The sequence below is a fragment of the Roseicitreum antarcticum genome, assembly GCF_014681765.1.
Taxonomy (GTDB): domain Bacteria; phylum Pseudomonadota; class Alphaproteobacteria; order Rhodobacterales; family Rhodobacteraceae; genus Roseicitreum; species Roseicitreum antarcticum.
Genome location: NZ_CP061498.1, coordinates 2408999 through 2427918, shown reverse-complemented (window position 1 = coordinate 2427918; position 18920 = coordinate 2408999). Strand labels below are relative to the sequence as shown.

The 18920-nt window shown below is 63.2% G+C and carries 14 protein-coding genes; 8 read left to right on the top strand and 6 right to left on the bottom strand.

Translation table 11 applies throughout. The features are described 5' to 3' along the window. Window positions 1-7: 7 nt before the first annotated feature. The 4 genes from nusA to rsfS all read right to left on the bottom strand — a co-directional run bounded on the left by nusA (window position 8) and on the right by rsfS (window position 3205). Window positions 8-1612, bottom strand: a complete 1605-nt coding sequence (gene nusA / locus H9529_RS11625) for a transcription termination factor NusA (protein WP_092884439.1) — start codon at window positions 1610-1612, stop codon at window positions 8-10. A 3-nt stretch (window positions 1613-1615) separates the two neighbouring features. Beyond that, window positions 1616-2227, bottom strand: a complete 612-nt coding sequence (gene rimP, locus H9529_RS11620) for a ribosome maturation factor RimP (RefSeq protein WP_092884437.1) — start codon at window positions 2225-2227, stop codon at window positions 1616-1618. Window positions 2228-2363: 136 nt separating this feature from the next. Continuing rightward, on the bottom strand, window positions 2364-2834 hold the full coding sequence (rlmH, locus tag H9529_RS11615) for a 23S rRNA (pseudouridine(1915)-N(3))-methyltransferase RlmH (RefSeq protein WP_092884435.1): 471 nt from the start codon (window positions 2832-2834) through the stop codon (window positions 2364-2366). After that, a complete protein-coding gene (gene rsfS / locus H9529_RS11610) occupies window positions 2834-3205 on the bottom strand; it encodes a ribosome silencing factor (RefSeq protein ID WP_092884433.1) in 372 nt (123 codons plus the stop codon). The genes rlmH and rsfS overlap by 1 nt, the downstream gene beginning before the upstream one ends. Before the next feature lie 375 nt (window positions 3206-3580). Between rsfS and leuC the strand changes: the two genes are divergently transcribed. Further along, window positions 3581-4984: a 3-isopropylmalate dehydratase large subunit gene (gene leuC / locus H9529_RS11605; RefSeq protein ID WP_092884429.1), complete on the top strand. Its 1404-nt coding sequence runs from the start codon at window positions 3581-3583 to the stop codon at window positions 4982-4984. 92 nt (window positions 4985-5076) lie between these two features. Here the strand turns inward: leuC and H9529_RS11600 are convergent, their stop codons facing one another. Beyond that, the gene (locus tag H9529_RS11600; RefSeq protein ID WP_223814152.1) at window positions 5077-5850 is read right to left on the bottom strand and encodes a transglutaminase-like domain-containing protein; all 774 of its coding nucleotides are present in this window, start codon (window positions 5848-5850) and stop codon (window positions 5077-5079) included. A 221-nt stretch (window positions 5851-6071) separates the two neighbouring features. Here H9529_RS11600 and leuD point away from each other — a divergent pair, with 221 nt between their 5' ends. From leuD to H9529_RS11590, 3 genes are all read left to right on the top strand, one after another. Then, window positions 6072-6677 carry a 3-isopropylmalate dehydratase small subunit gene (gene leuD, locus H9529_RS11595; protein ID WP_092884425.1) on the top strand — a complete coding sequence of 202 codons (606 nt, stop codon included), beginning with the start codon at window positions 6072-6074 and terminating at the stop codon, window positions 6675-6677. 146 nt (window positions 6678-6823) lie between these two features. Beyond that, entirely contained in the window at window positions 6824-7786 is a 963-nt protein-coding gene (locus H9529_RS20780; RefSeq protein ID WP_223814151.1) for a hypothetical protein, read from the top strand. 14 nt (window positions 7787-7800) lie between these two features. Then, window positions 7801-8889, top strand: coding sequence for an endonuclease/exonuclease/phosphatase family protein (locus H9529_RS11590; protein ID WP_223814150.1), 1089 nt, complete (start codon window positions 7801-7803; stop codon window positions 8887-8889). 72 nt (window positions 8890-8961) lie between these two features. Here H9529_RS11590 and dapA read toward each other — a convergent pair whose 3' ends face one another. Further along, window positions 8962-9837: a 4-hydroxy-tetrahydrodipicolinate synthase gene (dapA, locus tag H9529_RS11585; protein WP_092885311.1), complete on the bottom strand. Its 876-nt coding sequence runs from the start codon at window positions 9835-9837 to the stop codon at window positions 8962-8964. A 163-nt stretch (window positions 9838-10000) separates the two neighbouring features. Between dapA and H9529_RS11580 the strand changes: the two genes are divergently transcribed. The 4 genes from H9529_RS11580 (at window position 10001) to addA (ending at window position 18910) form a co-directional block, all read left to right on the top strand. Continuing rightward, window positions 10001-11974, top strand: a complete 1974-nt coding sequence (locus tag H9529_RS11580) for a lytic transglycosylase domain-containing protein (protein ID WP_176846778.1) — start codon at window positions 10001-10003, stop codon at window positions 11972-11974. A 19-nt stretch (window positions 11975-11993) separates the two neighbouring features. Then, the gene (tsaE, locus tag H9529_RS11575; protein ID WP_092884419.1) at window positions 11994-12470 is read left to right on the top strand and encodes a tRNA (adenosine(37)-N6)-threonylcarbamoyltransferase complex ATPase subunit type 1 TsaE; all 477 of its coding nucleotides are present in this window, start codon (window positions 11994-11996) and stop codon (window positions 12468-12470) included. A 126-nt stretch (window positions 12471-12596) separates the two neighbouring features. Continuing rightward, window positions 12597-15557, top strand: coding sequence for a double-strand break repair protein AddB (gene addB / locus H9529_RS11570; RefSeq protein ID WP_092884417.1), 2961 nt, complete (start codon window positions 12597-12599; stop codon window positions 15555-15557). Then, on the top strand, window positions 15554-18910 hold the full coding sequence (addA, locus tag H9529_RS11565) for a double-strand break repair helicase AddA (protein ID WP_092884415.1): 3357 nt from the start codon (window positions 15554-15556) through the stop codon (window positions 18908-18910). The genes addB and addA overlap by 4 nt, the downstream gene beginning before the upstream one ends. Window positions 18911-18920: the final 10 nt, after the last annotated feature.

The window sequence follows — 18920 nt, the reverse complement described above, 5'->3', positions numbered from 1 at the left end:
ACCTCAGTCAGGCCGTTTCTTCCTCACCCTCGGCTTCAACCTCGGGTTCCAGTTCCGACGGATCAACCCAGCCCAGAAGCACACGCGCCGTCATGATGAGGTGCTGAGCTTCTTCCAGGCTGACATCGAAGGGTTCCAGAACGCCGTCATCCTTCACACGCTGGCCATTGACGGTGGTCCAGCCCCCCGCAAGCTCCCAGTCGGCGCAGGTGGCAAAGTCTTCCAGCGTTTTCACGTCGTCCTTGGTCAGCGCTTCGACCATTTGCGGGGTCAGCCCCTCGAAGGTTATCAGGCTGTCTTCGGCGCCCAGTTCGCGCGCGACTTCCAGTGCCTTGCGCGACACCTCTTCCAAACGATCGCGCGCGCGGGCCTGCAACTCGCCCGCGGTGCCTTCGTCAAAGCCGTCGATGGACAGAAGCTCGTCCAGTTCGACATAAGCCACTTCCTCAAGGTTGGTAAAGCCTTCGGCCACCAACAGCTGCGCCATGAACTCATCCACGTCCAGTTCGTCCATGAACAGCTTGGTCCGTTCCGTGAATTCGGCCTGACGGCGGGCAGATTCGTCCGCTTCGGTCATGATATCGATGTCGAGGCCGGTCAACTGGCTGGCCAGCCGCACGTTCTGGCCGCGGCGGCCGATTGCCAGAGACAATTGTTCATCCGGAACAACGACCTCAATCCGGCCTGCGTCCTCATCGATGACAACCTTCGACACTTCGGCAGGTTGCAACGCATTGACGAGGAAGGTCGCCTGATCCTCATTCCACGGAATGATGTCGATCTTTTCACCCTGAAGTTCGTTCACCACGGCCTGCACCCGGCTGCCACGCATACCGACACAGGCACCGACGGGGTCGATCGAGCTGTCGTAGGAAATCACGCCGATCTTTGCCCGCGACCCGGGATCACGTGCCACGGCCTTGATGACGATGATGCCGTCGTAGATCTCCGGCACTTCCATCTTGAACAACTCGGCCATGAACTCGGGCGCGGTGCGCGACAGGAATACCTGCGGCCCCCGAGCCTCGCGCCGAACGTCCTTGATGTAGCAACGGATACGGTCGTTCGGGCGGTAGGATTCCCGGCCAATTTTTTCGTTGCGACGCAAGATGCCCTCGCCCCGGCCGATATCCACGATAATGTTGCCGTATTCCTCACGCCGGACGACACCGTTGATGATGGTGCCCTGACGGTCGATGAATTCCTCATACTGGCGATCACGCTCAGCCTCACGGACCTTTTGCAAGATCACCTGTTTGGCAGATTGCGCGGCAATGCGCCCCAGCTCGACCGGCGGCACCTCGTCGATGATCTCATCGCCGACCTTGGGGTCGGCCAGATGCGATTTCGCCTGCGCGACAGTCAATTCGGCATGGTGGTTTTCCACCGCGTCATCTTCGACCACAGTGCGCACGCGCGTGAAGGTGGCGCGCCCGGTCTTGCGGTCAATCGCCACACGAATATCGAGATCAGCGCCATAGCGTGACTTTGCCGCCCGCGCGAGGGATTCTTCCATCGCCTGCACGACCAGTTCGGGGTCGATCATCTTTTCCCGCGCAACCGCTTCGGCGGTCTGCAACAATTCCAACTGGTTGGCCGAAGTTATCGCCATGGTTCAATCCTTCACAGAAGCGGTATCGCTTGATGTTTCAATCTGGTCTTCGATTTCGGTTTCATCGAATTCATCCGATCCGGCCTCGATTTCCTTGGTTTTGCGGGCGCGCAGCATTTCGGCGATCAACTCATCGGTCAGCACCAGTTTGGCGTCCGACAGCCAGTCAAACTGCAGACCGATGGTGACGGCCTCACCACCCTCTTCGATTTCCAGCAGCACCTCATCGCCCTCGGTCCCAGCAAGGATGCCCCTGAAGCGGCGGCGGCCGTCGATCAATTCCGTCGTCTCGATCCGCGCCTCATAGCCGTCCCAGGCGTCGAAATCCTTCAGCCGTGTCAGCGGGCGGTCGATGCCAGGGCTGGAGACTTCCAGTGTGTAGGTATCTTCCAGCGGGTCTTCGACATCCAGAATGGCAGAAACGGCAGTGGAGATTTCGGCGCAATCTGAGACTTCGATCCCGCCGTCAGGACGGTCGGCCATGATTTGCAGCGTCCGCGTCTTACCGGCCATAAGCCGCAGACGCACCAGTTCAAATCCCAGATCTTCGATCACGGGGGTGACGATCTCGGCCAGTCGCTGGTCTATAGTGGTTTTGGCGATCAGATCGCTCATGGCGGGCAGGCTCCAGATACAAAAAAACGGGCGCGCGGCCCGTGAACTGTTCCCGGTGGTGTTTCGGGGATGGAAGCCGAAACGCCGCTATTAAGGGATCATATACGCCCAAAACCCCACCGGCGCAAGGGGGACGCTAAACGCGGTGATAGGGTGACCCCGCCAGGATGCTGGCAGCACGATAAAGCTGTTCGACCAGCATGACCCGCACCAACATGTGCGGCCAGACCATCTGGCCAAACGACAGCGACATATTCGCCTGTGCGCGCAGGCCCGTGTCGATGCCATCCGCCCCGCCGATCACGAAAGCCAGATCTTGCGCGCCATCGTCGCGAATCTGCGCCAGCGTTTCAGAAAACTGAACCGAGGTCATCAGCCGTCCGCGTTCGTCCAAAGTGATCAGCCGCGCGCCTGCCGGGACGGCGCGCCGCAACAGCGCACCCTCGGCGGCCATACCGCCGCCCTTTCGGTCGTCCACCTCTACCTCGGCCAAGGGGCCGAGGGACAGGGCGCGGCCCGTCCGGTCAAAACGCGTAGTATAATCGTCGATCAGGGCGCGCTCGGGACCAGTGCGCAGTCGGCCCACGGCGCAGATATGGACCCGCATCAGGAACCAGCGGTGTCGCCTTGGCCCAGCCACATCTTTTCCAGCTGGTAGAATTCCCGTACCTCGGGCCGGAAGATGTGCACGACAACATCGCCGGTGTCGATCAGCACCCAGTCACCGATGTCCTTACCTTCGACGCGTGCCGAAAGGCGGAATTTCTGTTTTAGCCGGTCCATCAGGTTTTGTGCCATCGAAGACACCTGACGGGTCGAACGGCCCGAACAGATCACCATATGATCGGCCATTGCCGATTTGCCGCGCAGGTCGATCTTCACCAGCTCTTCGGCTTTATCATCATCCAGCGATTCCAGAATGGTTTCCAGCAGTGTGTCGCTGGTCAGGTTGTGTTCAGGCGCGGCCGCGGCAGTCATACGCGCGGCCCGCGGGCCAACCGGCAGGCCGGTTGCAGGATCAGAATGAGACAGGACATTGTCCTCCTAAGTGTTCAGGCGCATCCGGCGCCCCGGTATTCGTTTCGTGCTGACATTAACAGCACAGGCGCATTTTCTCAATCACAGGGGGATGTGGTTTGCAAGCGCCGCGGCACCGCCCGCGCTTGCCACAGGGGGGCGAAGGGCGTAAATACCGCGCGATGACACACCGATTTTTCGACATGGACGATCACGCGCGCCTGCCCTGGCGGTTCTTTGGGCCTGTTGGCCCTGGACGGCAGCCCACCGGCTGACCGCACCGATACGCCCGCGCGCCACGTTTCATCCGCCATCTGATCTATTGAGAGAGCCACCATGTCTCCGAAAACACTCTACGACAAAATCTGGGATGCCCATCTGGTCCATGAGGCCGAAGACGGAACCTGCCTGCTGTATATCGACCGCCACCTGGTCCACGAAGTCACCAGCCCACAGGCGTTCGAGGGGCTGCGCATGGCGGGCCGCAAGGTACGCGCGCCGGAAAAAACCATTGCCGTGCCGGATCATAACGTGCCGACCACGCTGGACCGCGCCAAGGGGATCGAGAATGAGGAATCCCGCATTCAGGTCGAGGCGCTGGACAAAAATGCCATCGAATTTGGCGTGAACTACTACCCGGTGTCCGACGTCCGTCAGGGCATCGTGCACATCGTCGGCCCCGAACAAGGGTGGACCCTGCCCGGCATGACGGTGGTTTGCGGCGACAGCCATACCGCAACCCACGGCGCATTCGGCGCACTGGCGCATGGCATAGGTACGTCCGAGGTTGAGCACGTTCTGGCCACCCAGACGCTGATCCAGCGCAAGGGCAAGAACATGAAGGTGGAAATCACCGGGAAACTACGGCCCGGTGTCACCGCAAAAGACATTACGCTGTCGGTGATCGGCGCGACCGGCACCGCAGGCGGTACCGGCTATGTCATCGAGTACTGCGGCGAAGCGATTCGCGACCTGTCGATCGAGGGGCGCATGACCGTGTGCAACATGGCCATAGAAGGTGGCGCGCGCGCCGGCCTGATCGCCCCGGATGAGAAAACCTTTGAGTACTGCAAGGGCCGCCCCCACGCACCGAAAGGCGCGCAGTGGGAGGCCGCCGTCACATGGTGGAAGACCCTCTTTTCGGACCCCGATGCGCAGTGGGACAAGGTCGTGACGCTGAAAGGCGAAGAGATTGCGCCCGTCGTCACCTGGGGCACCAGCCCCGAAGACGTGCTGCCAATCACCGAGATCGTGCCGGACCCCGCCAGCTTCACGGGCGGCAAGGTGGATGCCGTCAAGCGCTCGCTGGAATACATGGGCCTGACGCCGGGTCAAAAACTGTCAGACATCGCCATCGATACGGTGTTCATCGGGTCCTGCACCAACGGCCGGATCGAGGACCTGCGCGCCGCCGCCGCCATCTTGAAGGGCAAAAAAATCAAGGCCGGGCTGCGCGCCATGATCGTCCCCGGCTCGGGCCTTGTGCGCGCGCAGGCCGAAGAGGAAGGGCTGGCCGACATTTTCAAGGAAGCGGGCTTTGAATGGCGGCTCGCAGGCTGTTCCATGTGCTTGGCGATGAACCCCGACCAACTGTCCCCGGGAGAGCGTTGCGCAGCGACATCGAACCGGAATTTTGAAGGTCGGCAGGGCCGGGGCGGGCGCACGCATCTAATGTCCCCCGCTATGGCCGCAGCGGCCGCAATCACCGGGCATTTGACCGACGTGCGCGAGATGATGTAGGCAAAGTGCTCGGCGCATGTAATCCGTTTATATACAACGGCTTACATGCGTCCCTTTGGGATACCGCGCCTACCCGAAATTTCTCGCGAGCGTCAGGGTCTGGCTGGTGCGGGTCTGCGCGAAACCTGAACCGATTGGCTCAGGAACTGAGCCGCATCCGTCGTCTCCATGAAAGCCGTGTCGCCCGCATCGCGGCCCACGGCAATCACGGCCAATGTTTCCGGCGCGCACAGGCCGGTTGCATCGACCAACTGCCACGCTCCGCCCAGCCAGACCTGCGCCACGGCATGAAAATCTGGCGGATCGACATCCGGCCCATAGGCGGCGACATAGCGCGCCGGAATGTTCGCCGCGCGGACAAGTGCGCAGACAACATGGACGAAATCCCGGCATACGCCCTGCCGTGCCGCGAATGTGTCTAGCGCCGTCGTCGCCTGCGTAGACCCGAAGGCTCCATATGCCATCGACCGCCGGACCCAGTCGGAAATTGCCGCAACCTTGGCGCCGCCTTCCAGTCCGGCGAACCGGCGTGCCACGAATGGCCCGAACATGTCCGACTGCACCAGCCGCGACGGCCGCAGAAAAGTCAGCGCCTCGGGCGGCAAGGCGTGGATCGGGGCGGCGTCGAATGACTCGAGCGCCACGGCTCCACGCGTCACCTCGATCTGCGCGGTATAGCTCAACCGCATCTCCTCAGTGGCAAGCGCGGCCCAGACCCTCTGGCCGACACCCGCTTCCCCTGCGATGCGGGTCACGGTCGCATCCGCGATCTCCAGATTGTCGGATAGAATCCGCTGGCCCTCGGTGTTTTCCGCTACTTCCAATGTCAGCAGGGCCGCCCGGTCCGCGCCCAACCGATAGTTCATTTTGACGTCGATTTCTATGTGCACCTGGAATCCTGTCTACCCGCGACAAAGTACCATCGGGTGAATGCGCGCATGCCAGCAATTGGCCCAGATTGTCAAATGAAGTCCCACACGTTCGCCACTGGGATCGCCGCGCCCCCGGCGCAACTCCGTGAGGCTGGTCAAACTTGTCTTGTCCGCGCAGTTCGGCTATCGCTTCTGCAAAGTTTCTGGAGAGTATAATGGACACGTTCACCAAGCTGACCGGCACCGCCGCCCCGCTGGATCTGATCAATATCGACACTGACATGATCATTCCGAAACAGTTTCTGAAAACCATCAAGCGCTCAGGCCTTGGCAAGAACCTGTTTGACGAGATGCGCTATGATCAGAACGGCGAAGAACTCCCCGGTTTCATTCTGAACCAACCTGCCTACAGGTCGGCAGAAATCCTGATTGCGGGCGACAACTTCGGCTGCGGCTCATCGCGGGAACACGCACCTTGGGCGCTGCTGGACTTCGGCATCCGCTGCGTCATTGCACCATCCTTCGCCGATATTTTTTACAGCAACTGCTTCAAGAACGGCATCCTGCCGATCGTCCTGCCGCAAGATCAAGTCGATGCGCTAATGGAGGATGCCCGCAAGGGATCTAACGCGCGAATCACCGTTGACCTGGAGTCACAAACTGTCTCCACGGTGGACGGGCAGAGCTTTTCCTTCGAGGTGGACGCCTTCAAACGCCACTGCCTGATGAACGGGCTGGACGACATCGGGCTCTCGCTGGAGAAAGTAGCTTCAATTGACGCTTTCGAGCAACAGGCCACGACCAGTCGCCCTTGGGTCTGATTGCGACACACATACAACCTATGGGGGCATCCGGTGACGGATGCCTTTGTTTTTCCACAATGTTGATGCAAACCTGCGACAGTTTCTCCTCGAAATTGACCCCGGAATTCAGGATGTTGTCTTAAGTCTTGTGAAAGGTGGCAGAAGTGGGCAACATTGTGGCAAAAATGAGGCAATCCATGCCACATTGGCATGCGCAACCGGGGACCAGCGGACCCAAAATCGGGGCTGGCCTGATGAAGTTGGGTGGCAGTAAACTGATGTCGCAGGTCACGGGGGCACTTCTACGGGCGTTTTTTGTCGCGCTGCTTGTGTCACTTCCGGCGTTGCTTTTGCCCGATATTTCCCGCGATGTCGCTCAGGTTGTGACCTTGCTGGCGCTGATTGCTGCGATGGTAACCTTCGCGGAATACTCAGCCACTTACCCTGGATTGATCCAGTTTCGCGACGCACCGCCCTACAACCGAATCCGGTTCATCGTGCTGTTCTTCCTGGTGCTCTTTCTGTCGCTTCTGGCACGTACCGATGAGATTCCGACAATGTTCGGCCTCCTGATTCAGGCGGTTGCCATGAATCTAGGCGAGGCGTTGAATTTTTCTTATAGCCCCGTCCGCCTGCTGATGCTGTCGCTGCCCGCGGGGCTGGATCCGGCCCATGTCAACATGGTTCTGGCTGCGGGCGCATTAGCCTACACCATTGGTGTGATTGGGCTTCTTGGCTTCTTTGTCGCAATCTTCACCGGCTATTGGCCACAGCGCCATGCGCAGTTCAACGTCTGGGTAAATCTCCCGACCTTCGACCCGACAGCAGGTCTGGACGTGGTTCAACGGCTTGAACGCGATGCCGTCGTTAACATCGCCTTAGGGATTGTCATGCCATTCATGTTGCCGGTGCTGTTGCGGGCCTCCACCTTCCTGATGCAGCCCATTACGTTGGAGTCACCACAATCGCTAGTCTGGGGGGTTTCTGCATGGGCGTTTATTCCGGTCAGCCTGATCATGCGCGGCATCGCCATGAACCGGGTCGCCGTGATGATCCGCGAGAAGCGGCGCGAAATCGCCGCGGCAGAGGACCTGATTCCGCGCCCGCCGCAATCCGTATACTCCTGATCCTGATCCTTGTCGTGATCGCGTTGGCTGCAGGGTCCGGTTCGCTCCCAGCGCAAGACACATCCCGCAACTCTCTGCGCGTTGCGATATACAACGTGAACCTGTCAGGACGAGGGCCAGGGCTGGTTTTGCGCAACCTGCTGGCGAATGACCCCGTCGCCCTCCGGTTGGCGCAGATCGTCAGCCGAACCGCACCTGACGTCCTGGTGCTGACAAAAATCGACCATGACATGGACCTCCGCGCGCTTAGGGCGTTTGCGGCCTTGGTTTCTGCAGAGGGGCACGACATGCCACATGCGTTCGCGCGCCGCCCCAACACGGGCTGGGCGACAGGACGCGACATGGATGGCGACGGTACGCTTGGCACTGCGGACGATGCGCATGGCTATGGGGCGTTTGCGGGTGTCGGGGGTATGGCGGTGCTGTCGCGCCTACCGATCATGCACGATCATGCGGAAGATTTTTCAACCTTCCTATGGGCCGATTTGCCGGGGCATATAATGCCCATCGAAACGCCTGAGCCTGCGTTGCAACGCCTTTCGACCACTGGGCACTGGCTTGTGCCGGTACAGATTCACCCGGTTGGGATGCTCAATTTGCTCGTCTTCTATGCCAGCCCGCCGGTTTTTGGTTCAATGGAAAACCGAAATCTGCACCGCAATCATGATGAGGTCAGGTTCTGGACACAGTATCTCGATGGAAGGCTGCCAATGCCACCGCCTGACGGACCCGTAGTGGTCGCGGGAAGTGCAAACCTCGATCCCGTCGATGGCGATGGCCTGCATGAGGCGATGCAGGACTTACTGCGCCACCCACGCCTGCAAGATCCGCAACCCCGCAGCGTCGACGCGATACTTGCGGCAGACCACCCTGCCAGCCTTGGTCATCGGGGCGATCCAGCCTTGGACACGACGGAATGGGTGCGCGACATCGGTCCGGGAAACCTGCGGGTGGATTACCTTTTGCCCGACGCGCGCCTGCAAGTGCTTGACGCCGGTGTCGTCTGGCCCCCGCCACAGGATGAGCTTGCGGACTTGGTCGGCAAAGGGGAGGAGGCGCCGACGAGGCACCGCCTTGTCTGGGTTGACCTCGCAATCCCGTGACCCTGCCAGGCAACAAGATTTCACATACCGTCAACCGCGCAGCACGGCTTCACACCAGCGCGGGACGCAGCGTCAATTCAGCAGCCCGGCATGACGCAGGGCGGCGTCGATCAGCGCCTTGGTTGCATCGGTCAGGCCGATCAACGGCATCCGCACCTCGGGCGAGCAGCGCCCCAGTTTCGAGAGCGCGTATTTTGCCCCAACCAGCCCGGGCTCGATGAAAATGGCGATATGCAGCGGCATCAGTCGGTCCTGAATTTCCAGCGCCATCGCATAGTCCCCACGGGCGCAGGCATCTTGCATCTGCGCGCACAGGCGCGGCGCAACATTCGCGGTGACCGAGATGCAGCCCGTGCCGCCCTGAGCATTGAAGCCGTGCGCGGTCGCATCCTCGCCCGAAAGCTGAATGAATTCCGCCCCGCACGTTATCCGTTGCTGGCTGACGCGCTCCAGCTTTCCGGTGGCATCCTTCACACCGATGATGCGCGGCAGTTTCGCCAGCGCGCCCATCGTGTCGGGCATCATGTCCACTACAGACCGGGGCGGGATGTTGTAGATGATGATCGGCAATTCGCAGCAATCATGCAAGGCGGTGTAATGCGCAATCAGACCGGCCTGAGTGGGCCGGTTGTAATAGGGCGTCACCACCAGCGCCGCATCGGCGCCCACGCTCTGCGCGTGCTGCATGAACCGGATGCCCTCGGCGGTGTTGTTGGATCCGGCACCGGCGATGACTGGGATCCGGCCGCGCACAGCCTTCACCACCTCAGCGATGACTGTCTCATGCTCTTCATGCGTCAACGTTGGGCTTTCGCCCGTGGTGCCAACCGGCGCCAACCCGTGCGAGCCTTCTTCGATGTGCCATTCCACCAGCTGGCGCAGCGTGTCGACGTCCAGAGCACCGTCCTTCAGGGGTGTAACCAAGGCTGGAATGGACCCTCTGATCATGGCACGTCTCCTTCGTATTGCTGCGGCAAATGCCGGACGGGTGCTACCTTGCAGCACGGCTGGCATCGGGGCAGGATCGCGCCGAGTGCCATGTTTGTGTGTTGCGGCATGCGCCAGCGCGGTTAGACTCTTATGGGGAAGTTTTCAAGCTGAAAGACTGTTGATGCCTTTGCGCCAGACCATATCCGTCGCGATATCCGCCTTTTTTGTACTGGGCGTTTTGCTGACCACCGCCGAGGCGCAGGACACTGCGCCGCCGTCTCGGGCGGCGGGCCTTCTTTCGGCGGCCTGGGCTGTGGGACAGTCCGGGGACTGGTCCGCGGCCCAAGCGATGGCTGATCCGTCGGAACCAATCACCGGCACGCTAATCACTTGGCGGCAACTGCGTGCCGGCGAAGGGACGCCAGGCGAGGCCGTGGCCTTCACAAATGCCCATCCGCACTGGCCCCTGACCGAGACGATCTTGCAACAGGGGGAGCGTAATCTGACTGACGCCACACCGTCGCAGGTGCTGGCATTTTTCGCCGACCGCACCCCAGCGACCGACATCGGCGCCATGGCCCTGATCGCGTCACAAACAGCATCGGACGCGCACGATGCTGCGCAGGCTGGGGCGATCCGCCTTTGGCGCGGGGCGAGTCTGAGCGCCGAACAGGAAGCGCTGCTGCTGGACGCCTTCCCCGACGCCCTAACACCTCTGCACGCCGAGCGGCTGACGCGGCTGTTGTGGGACGGCAACCGGGAGGCGGCGGGGCGGATGCTGAATCGTGTCAGCTCCGGTCAGTCACGGCTAGCGCAGGCGCGCATCGGCCTGCAAACTGGGGCAGACGGTGTCAATGCCCTGATAGATGCGGTTCCCCCTGACCTCGCCGATGCCCCCGGGCTGGCCTTTGACCGCTTCAACTGGCGCATGACACGGCAGATCCACGACACCGCGACCGATCTGATCCGCGCCCAGTCGGTCAGCGCCGATGCCTTGGGGGAGCCTCAGGCCTGGGCGCGCTGGCGCATCTACCTCGTGCGCGAGGCGATAGCCGATGGCGACCACGCGCTGGCTTATGAGTTGGCGGCGAACCACCACCTTACTGACGGCGTGCAATTTGCCGATCTGGAATGGCTGGCGGGCTTCATCGCGCTGCGCGATCTGGACATGCCCGCCGAAGCGTTGCGCCATTTCCGCAACCTTCGGGTACGGGTCTCGTCGCCTATCAGCCTAGGACGCGCGGGATACTGGGAAGGCCGGGCGCATGAAGCGCTGGGACAGGCGGAAACCGCCCGTGCCGCTTATGCCTTTGGTGCCGAACACCAGACCAGCTACTACGGTCAGATCGCCGCCGAGCGCATCGGCCTGCCAATGAGCGACGCCCTTGTGGCGGGGCCGGATTACCCCGACTGGCGTGAGACAGCGCTTGCACAGTCGGACCTGCTGGCCGCCGCGTTGATCTTGCGCGACGCTGGCGAATGGTTCGAGGCGCGGCGCTTCGTCATGCACTTGGCGGCTCAGTTGGAATCCGAGGCCGAACTGGGTTCGCTTTCTGACCTGATGCTGGCGCTGAATGAGCCGAATTTTGCCGTCAACATCGCCAAGATCGCGGTGCAGCGCGACATCATCCTGCCGCGCGCCTATTTTCCGCTGACCGACCTTGCGCGGGCCGATCTTTCTGCGCCGATCGAGTTGGTCAAAGCCATCGCCCGACGCGAAAGCGAATTCGACGCCGCCGTTGTCAGCCGCGCCGATGCCCGCGGGCTGATGCAGGTGCTGCCGGGTACCGGACAGATGATGGCGCAGCGCATTGGCCTAAGCGATTTCGACGCTGGGCAGCTGACCGCCAATCCGGGCCTGAATGCCCGGCTGGGCGCGGCCTATCTGACCGAACTGACCGAGGAATTCGGCCCGTCGTTGGCGCTTGTCGCAGCGGGCTACAATGCCGGGCCGGGGCGGCCGCGCCAGTGGATCGAAGAATTGGGCGATCCGCGCGACCCATCAGTGGACATCATCGACTGGGTGGAATCCGTCCCCTTTGCTGAAACCCGCAATTACATCATGCGGGTAGCGGAATCCCTGGTTGTCTACCGCACGCGGCTGGCGGGCGAACCGGCACCGATCGCGATGGAGGAGCTGTTGCGCGGCCGCTAGGCCTGTCGTAAACCGCGCCATGACCCACACTCGCCACCTGATCCTGCCTACCCCGGACGCGACTGACATCGCCGCGCACTGGATTGCGCCCCGCCTGCACGCAGGCGATGTGATCCTTCTGTCTGGGCCGGTGGGGGCGGGCAAGACGCATTTCGCACGCAAGGTGATCCGGTATCTGCAAGGAGAGGCCGCCGAGGATGTACCCTCTCCCACGTTCACGATCGTGCAAACCTATGAAGCCAGGGCGTTGGAAATCTGGCATGCCGATCTCTATCGCCTGACGCATCCCGATGAAGTGTTGGAGTTGGGGCTGGAGGACGCGTTCCATACCGCGCTGTGCCTCGTGGAATGGCCCGACCGTCTCGCCGAACCACCGCCAGGCGCGCTGCATTTGGCGTTTTCATATGTCGCCGGGCAGGATGATGCGCGAGCCTTGGATATTTTTGCCGATGCGCCACGTTGGGCGGAAGTGATCGACGGCTTTCCGGCAGCCTGACCTCGCGCCCACTGGGTCGCGGGCCATGCAGGTCGCCCGCCATCAAGGTCCCGGCTCTTTGGGGTTTCGCCCCGCACAGCCCCCCGATAGACTGCCGCGAAGCCCCCCGCCCAAAGGCCCCACCCGATGTTTCAGCCCAGCGACGCCCCGCGCCTCTTTGCCCTGTCCCCCGGGGCGGATTTCCCCGCAGGGCTGGTTGCCGGGCTGCTGGAGCGGACGCACGGCAAGCCGCCCGAAGCACTGGCCCGTGTGGAACTGCTGGTCAACACCCGCCGGATGCAGCGCCGCCTGCGTGATGAATTGACCGCCCACGGGGCGCGGCTGTTGCCGCGTATCCGGCTGGTGACCGATCTGGGCGACCTGGGCGCGGTTGACGGGCTGCCGCCGCCCGTGCCGCCCCTGCGGCGGCGACTGGAACTTGCGCAGTTGGTCGAAGGGCTTCTGGTGCAGGAACCGGAGCTGGCCCCACGTGCCGCGCTCTTTGACCTGTCGGACAGTCTGGCGCGACTGTTGGATGAGATGCAGGGCGAAGCCGTCGCCCCCGATGTGCTGCGCGGGCTGGATGTGTCGGACCATTCCGACCACTGGAAACGCACCTTGCGCTTCATCACGCTGGTCGATGGCTTCTATACCAGCGACGCGCCCGATCGTGAATCGCGGCAAAGGCTGGCCGTCGAAAAGATCGTGGCGCGCTGGCAGGAGGCGCCGCCTGATCACCCCATTCTGATCGCAGGCTCAACTGGGTCGCGCGGCACCACCATGCGGCTGATGGAGGGCGTAGCCGCCCTACCACAGGGCGCGATCATCCTGCCGGGGTTCGATTTCGACATGCCCGAAAGCGTCTGGGACAGCATGTCCGACGCGCTGATGGCCGAGGATCATCCGCAATACCGCTTTCATGCGCTGATGCAGCGCCTTTGCCTGACCGCCGCCGACGTGCGGCTGTGGCGCGATCAGCCGGCGCCCAACCCCGGGCGCAACGCGCTGGTCTCACTGTCATTGCGACCAGCGCCCGTGACAGATCAATGGATGGTCGAGGGTCCGTCGCTGCCCGACCTGAACGCCGCTACAACCGATGTAGTGCTGATCGAAGCGCCGTCCCCCCGGGCCGAGGCGCAGGCAATCGCCCTGCGGCTGCGCGCTGCCGTGGCCGAAGGGCAGGTCGCAGCGCTCATCACGCCGGACCGCAACCTGAGCCGACAGGTCACCGCAGCACTGGACAGCTGGCGCATCACTCCGGATGACAGCGCGGGCAAGCCGCTGGCGCTGTCGGCGCCAGGGCGATTTCTGCGCCACCTGGCGGATCTGACCCGGACTGACGTCAGCGCCGAGGCGTTGGTGACCCTGCTCAAACACCCGCTGACCCACAGCGCTGTCGACCGCAACCTACATCTGGTCCGCAGTCACAACCTGGAGCTGCATCTGCGCCGTCGCGGGCTTGCGTTTGTCACGCCCCAAGACCTCCAGCAATGGGCAGGGAGCCGCGCCGAGGCCGCCCGCGCCCGGGGCAAGGACGGCGATCCGGCCGAAGGCGCGTGGGCGCGCTGGCTCGCCGACACGCTGCCCGGCCCGCAGACCGACGCCCAACCGTTGGAGACCCTGGTGATCCGCCACATCGCGCTGGCGGAAGCCTTCGCGCGCGGTCCCCTCAACGACCCCACCGCGACCGGGGAATTGTGGCAAGAGGCCGCCGGGCAAAAGGCACAGCAGGTCATGCGGGAATTGCTGGCGGAATCCCCCAGCGGCGGCGCGTTGTCTGCCTTCGACTATGCCGATTTTGTAGCCGCGATCCTCCAAGGCGGCGAAGTGCGTGAAGCAACCGCAGCCCATCCCGGCGTGATGATCTGGGGCACGCTGGAAGCCCGGGTGCAGGGCGCGGACCTGGTCATCCTTGGTGGGTTGAACGATGGTATATGGCCGCCCAGCCCCACGCCGGACCCCTGGCTGAACCGCAAGATGCGGCATGACGCAGGCCTTCTGCTGCCTGAACGCCAGATCGGCCTGTCAGCGCACGACTATCAACAGGCCATCGGCGCGCGGCAGGTCGTGCTGTCACGCGCCGTGCGCAATGCCGAAGCGCAGACCGTGCCGTCGCGCTGGCTCAACCGCCTGATGAACCTGATGGGCGGGCTAAAGGGGCAGGGAGGCGCGGCGGCGCTGGACGCGATGCGCGCGCGGGGGCAGCACTGGTTGAACCTTGCCGTCGCATATGAGGGCGATTTCAGCGCGATTCCGCCCGCAAGACAGGCGCGCGCGACCCGCCCCGCACCGCGCCCGCCCGCTGCCGCGCGCCCCCGTACCCTGCCAGTGACGCAGATCGAAAAGCTGATCCGTGACCCCTATGCGGTCTACGCACGCTATGTGCTGGGCCTCTATCCACTGCGGTCGCTGCACCCGATGCCTGATGCGCTGCTCCGCGGGTCGGTCCTGCACAAGGTGATCGAAACCTATACAAAGACCGAGGCCACCGACTTGATGCAGGTTGCCGATCAGGTGCTGGGCGCCGCCGTACCGTGGCCCGCCGCCCGGCTGATGTGGCGGATGCGGCTCGCCCGCGTCGCGCCGTGGTTCGCCGAATTTGAGGCCGGGCTGCACGGTACACCCACATTGATTGAAAAGGCCGGTGCCGTCAGCCTTCCCACGCTTGGCTTTCAGTTGACCGCGAAGCCTGATCGCATCGACATCTGGCCGGACGGACGGCTAGAGATTCTGGACTACAAGACCGGCGTGCCTCCCAGTGCGAAGCAGCAGGAACAATTTGCAAAGCAGCTCCTGTTACAGGCCGCGATGGCTGAACGCGGTGGCTTCCCCGATCTTGGCCCACAAGAGGTCGCGCGCATCACCTATGTTGGCATGGGCGCCAATCCGAAGGTTGAGGCGACAGTCCTGACGCCCGAGGCATGCGATACTGTCTGGTCCGAATTGGAAGCGCTGATCGCCCGCTACCTGTCGCCCGATCAGGGCTTTGCCGCGCGACGCGCCACGTTCAAGGCGCTCTATCCCGGCGATTATGACCATCTGTCGCGCTTTGGCGAATGGGACATGGCTGACCTGCCCGTGGCCGAGGACGTGGGGGATCACACATGAATGAGGCCAGCCTGCGCCAGATCCAAGCCGCTGATCCCACGGCATCCACATGGTTGTCGGCCAATGCCGGATCGGGGAAAACCCGTGTGCTGACCGACCGGGTGGCGCGGCTGCTTCTGAACGGCACCAGCCCGCAGCGGGTGCTGTGCCTGACCTATACGAAGGCCGCCGCATCCGAGATGCAGAACCGCCTGTTCGCGCGGCTGGGCGAATGGGCGATGCTGGGCGATGCGGCGCTGTCGGCCGCGCTGCGCGACATCGGCCATGACAGCGACCTGACCGGCGACACGCTGGCCAGCGCCCGCCGCCTGTTCGCCCGCGCCATCGAAACCCCTGGTGGACTGAAAATCCAGACGATCCATTCCTTCTGCGCCTCTCTCCTGCGGCGGTTTCCGCTGGAGGCGGGCGTGACGCCGCAATTCACCGAAATGGACGACCGCACCGCCAAACGTCTGCGCGCCGATGTGCTGGAGGGGCTGACGCTGTCGCATGGTGACGTGGTGGAAGGGCTGTTGCGGCATTTCACCGGCGACTCGCTTGATGAACTGATGCAGGGCATTGCCAAGCACCGCGATGTCTTCGCTCCGCCGCTGGACAGAAACGCAGCAATGGCGCGCTTTGGCTTGGACCCCGACGCCAGCGCCGTGACGCTCTTGGCGCAGGTGTTCTTGGGCGGCGAGCATACGCTGATTGCACAGTTACTCCCCATCTTCCGCGCGGGCACCACCACCGATGTGAAAGCCGCCGATAAGCTGGCCAAACTGTCACTAACCTCGCCCGAATTGGCCGATCTGACCGCGCTGGAGGGGCTGCTGTTGTTTGGTGCCACCGCCAAGGCCGGGCCCTTCGCCGCCAAGCTGGACAGCTTTCCGACGAACGCAACGCGCGCCGCGCTTGGCGATCTTATGCACCCACTGCAAGAACTGATGCGCCGGGTCGAGTGCGCGCGCCCGGTCCGCCTGTCGCTGGCGGCCGCCGCGAAGACCGCCGCGCTGCATCGCTTTGCCGGGGTCTTTTTGCCCGCGCTGGAGGCACGCAAAACCCAACGCGGCTGGCTGGATTTCGACGACCTGATCCTGCGCGCCCGCGATCTGCTGACCGACCCGTCGGTTGCACAATGGGTGCTGTTCAAGCTGGATGGCGGGGTCGATCACATCCTGGTCGATGAGGCGCAGGATACCAGCCCTCAGCAATGGCGGGTGATCGAACTGCTAACGCAGGAATTTACAGTCGGCGATTCCGCGCGCAGCGACGACCGCACGATCTTTGTCGTAGGCGACAAGAAACAATCAATCTATTCCTTCCAAGGTGCCGATCTGGGCATGTTCGAGACGATGCGCACCGATTTCGCCGCCCGGCTGGATGCGGTAGGCGTGGGGCTGAACCGGACGGAACTGCTGCATTCCTTCCGGTCCTCTGACGCGGTGCTGCGCGTGGTCGATCATTGCTTCGCCGATCATCGCGGAACAGGGCTGGGCGGGGATGTGAAACACATCGCCTTTCAGCACGCACTGCCGGGGCGCGTGGACATCTGGCCGGTCGTCGGCAAGACCGCCGACCCCGAAGATGGCGCGTGGTTCAACCCTGTCGATCTGGTCGGTGACGAACACCACACCAGCCAGCTGGCCCGCCGCATCGCCGAACACATCCGTCGCCTGATTGATACGGGTACCTGCGTCCCGCAGAAGGACGGCCCGCGCGCGGTGCATGAGGGGGATTTCCTGATCCTGCTGCGCCGCCGATCGCAACTGTTTCACGAGATCATCCGCGCCTGCAAGGTCGAGGGGCTGGAGATCGCCGGGGCCGATGTTTTGCGGCTGGGCGGTGAGATGGCTGTACGCGACCTGACCGCGCTTTTGTCATTTCTGGCCACCCCCGAAGATGATCTGTCACTCGCCGCCGCGCTGCGCTCACCGCTCTTCGGTTGGTCAGAAGATGATCTTTTCCGCCTGGCCCATGGCCGCAAGGGCTTCCTGTGGGAGGCGCTGCGTGACTGCGGACAGACAGCCACGCGCGAAATCCTCAGCGATCTGCTGAACCAGACTGATTTCCTGCGCCCCTACGATCTGATCGAGCGTATGCTGACCCGCCACGATGGTCGCCGCCTGCTGCTGGCCCGGCTGGGCGCCGAGGCCGAAGACGGTATCGACGCGTTCCTGACGCAGGCCCTGGAGTTTGAGCGCGGCAACGTGCCCAGCCTGACTGGGTTTCTGACCTGGCTGGAAACCGAGGAGGTGAAGGTCAAACGACAGGCAGATACTGCTGGCCGCCGCATACGCGTGATGACCGTCCACGGCGCCAAGGGGCTTGAGGCGCCCATCGTGATTCTGCCTGATACAGCAAAACAGCGCGATCGCGGCAGCGACGATCTGGTCCTGATGGAGGACACCATGTGCTGGACCATGCGCAGTGGCGAAAACCCCGCGCCGCTGGAGGCCGCGATTGCCGCCGCAAAGGCGATCCGCGATGCCGAAGACGCCCGGCTTTTGTATGTCGCGATGACGCGGGCCGAGACCTGGCTGATCGTCGCGGCCTCGGGCGACGTGGGGGATGGCAAATGCTGGTACGATCAGGCCGAAACGGCGGCGCGGGCGGCGGGCGCAGGGGTGCATCAGTTCCGCTTTGGCGCGGGTTTGCGCCACGCGCATGAGACATGGCCCAACACAGGGACGCGCGCGCCAGACGAGGCCGCCGATGCACCGCCCTTGCCCGACTGGGCGCGAACCGCCGCCCCCACACCCGTGCGTCCCGCCGCGCCGCTGACCCCCAGCGGGCTGGGCGGGGCGAAGGCTTTGGCGGGTGAATACGCAACGCTGGACAGCGACGACGCGATGCGCCGCGGCCACCAGTTGCATATGTTGCTGGAACACCTGCCGCACTGGGCCGACGCGCCCGCCGATGTGAAGCTTCAACGCGGGCATGACTTGTTGCGCGCCGGGCAAGAGGATGGCGGCGCAACCCCTGATGTGCCTAGCCTGCTGGCCGAGTCCGCCGCCGTTTTGGAAGCCCCCGAACTGGCGTTCCTGTTCGCCCCCGGGACCCTGGCCGAAGTGGAGCTGTGCGCAGACCTTATGGGCCAGCGACTGAACGGCACTGTGGATCGGCTGATCGTCAGCGACGAAAGGGTTTTGGCGGTGGACTACAAATCGAATGCCGTGATCCCCGGCAGCCCCGCGGCCGTACCCAACGGCCTGCTGCGGCAGATGGCCGCGTATGAGGCCGCGCTGCGCCAAATCTACCCCGACCGGCAGGTCGAGGTGGCGCTACTCTGGACACGCGCGGCCCGGCTGATGCGATTGCCCTCCGCACTGTTGTCATCGGCACTGACGCGTGCCTCCCTTGACCATGGATGATCGCGTCCAT

Coding starts and splice junctions, on each gene's coding strand:
- nusA (WP_092884439.1), bottom strand. CDS start 1,612: ATGGCGATAACTTCGGCCAACCAGTTGGAATTGTTGCAGACCGCCGAA.
- rimP (WP_092884437.1), bottom strand. CDS start 2,227: ATGAGCGATCTGATCGCCAAAACCACTATAGACCAGCGACTGGCCGAG.
- rlmH (WP_092884435.1), bottom strand. CDS start 2,834: ATGCGGGTCCATATCTGCGCCGTGGGCCGACTGCGCACTGGTCCCGAG.
- rsfS (WP_092884433.1), bottom strand. CDS start 3,205: ATGACTGCCGCGGCCGCGCCTGAACACAACCTGACCAGCGACACACTG.
- leuC (WP_092884429.1), top strand. CDS start 3,581: ATGTCTCCGAAAACACTCTACGACAAAATCTGGGATGCCCATCTGGTC.
- H9529_RS11600 (WP_223814152.1), bottom strand. CDS start 5,850: ATGAACTATCGGTTGGGCGCGGACCGGGCGGCCCTGCTGACATTGGAA.
- leuD (WP_092884425.1), top strand. CDS start 6,072: ATGGACACGTTCACCAAGCTGACCGGCACCGCCGCCCCGCTGGATCTG.
- dapA (WP_092885311.1), bottom strand. CDS start 9,837: ATGATCAGAGGGTCCATTCCAGCCTTGGTTACACCCCTGAAGGACGGT.
- H9529_RS11580 (WP_176846778.1), top strand. CDS start 10,001: ATGCCTTTGCGCCAGACCATATCCGTCGCGATATCCGCCTTTTTTGTA.
- tsaE (WP_092884419.1), top strand. CDS start 11,994: ATGACCCACACTCGCCACCTGATCCTGCCTACCCCGGACGCGACTGAC.
- addB (WP_092884417.1), top strand. CDS start 12,597: ATGTTTCAGCCCAGCGACGCCCCGCGCCTCTTTGCCCTGTCCCCCGGG.
- addA (WP_092884415.1), top strand. CDS start 15,554: ATGAATGAGGCCAGCCTGCGCCAGATCCAAGCCGCTGATCCCACGGCA.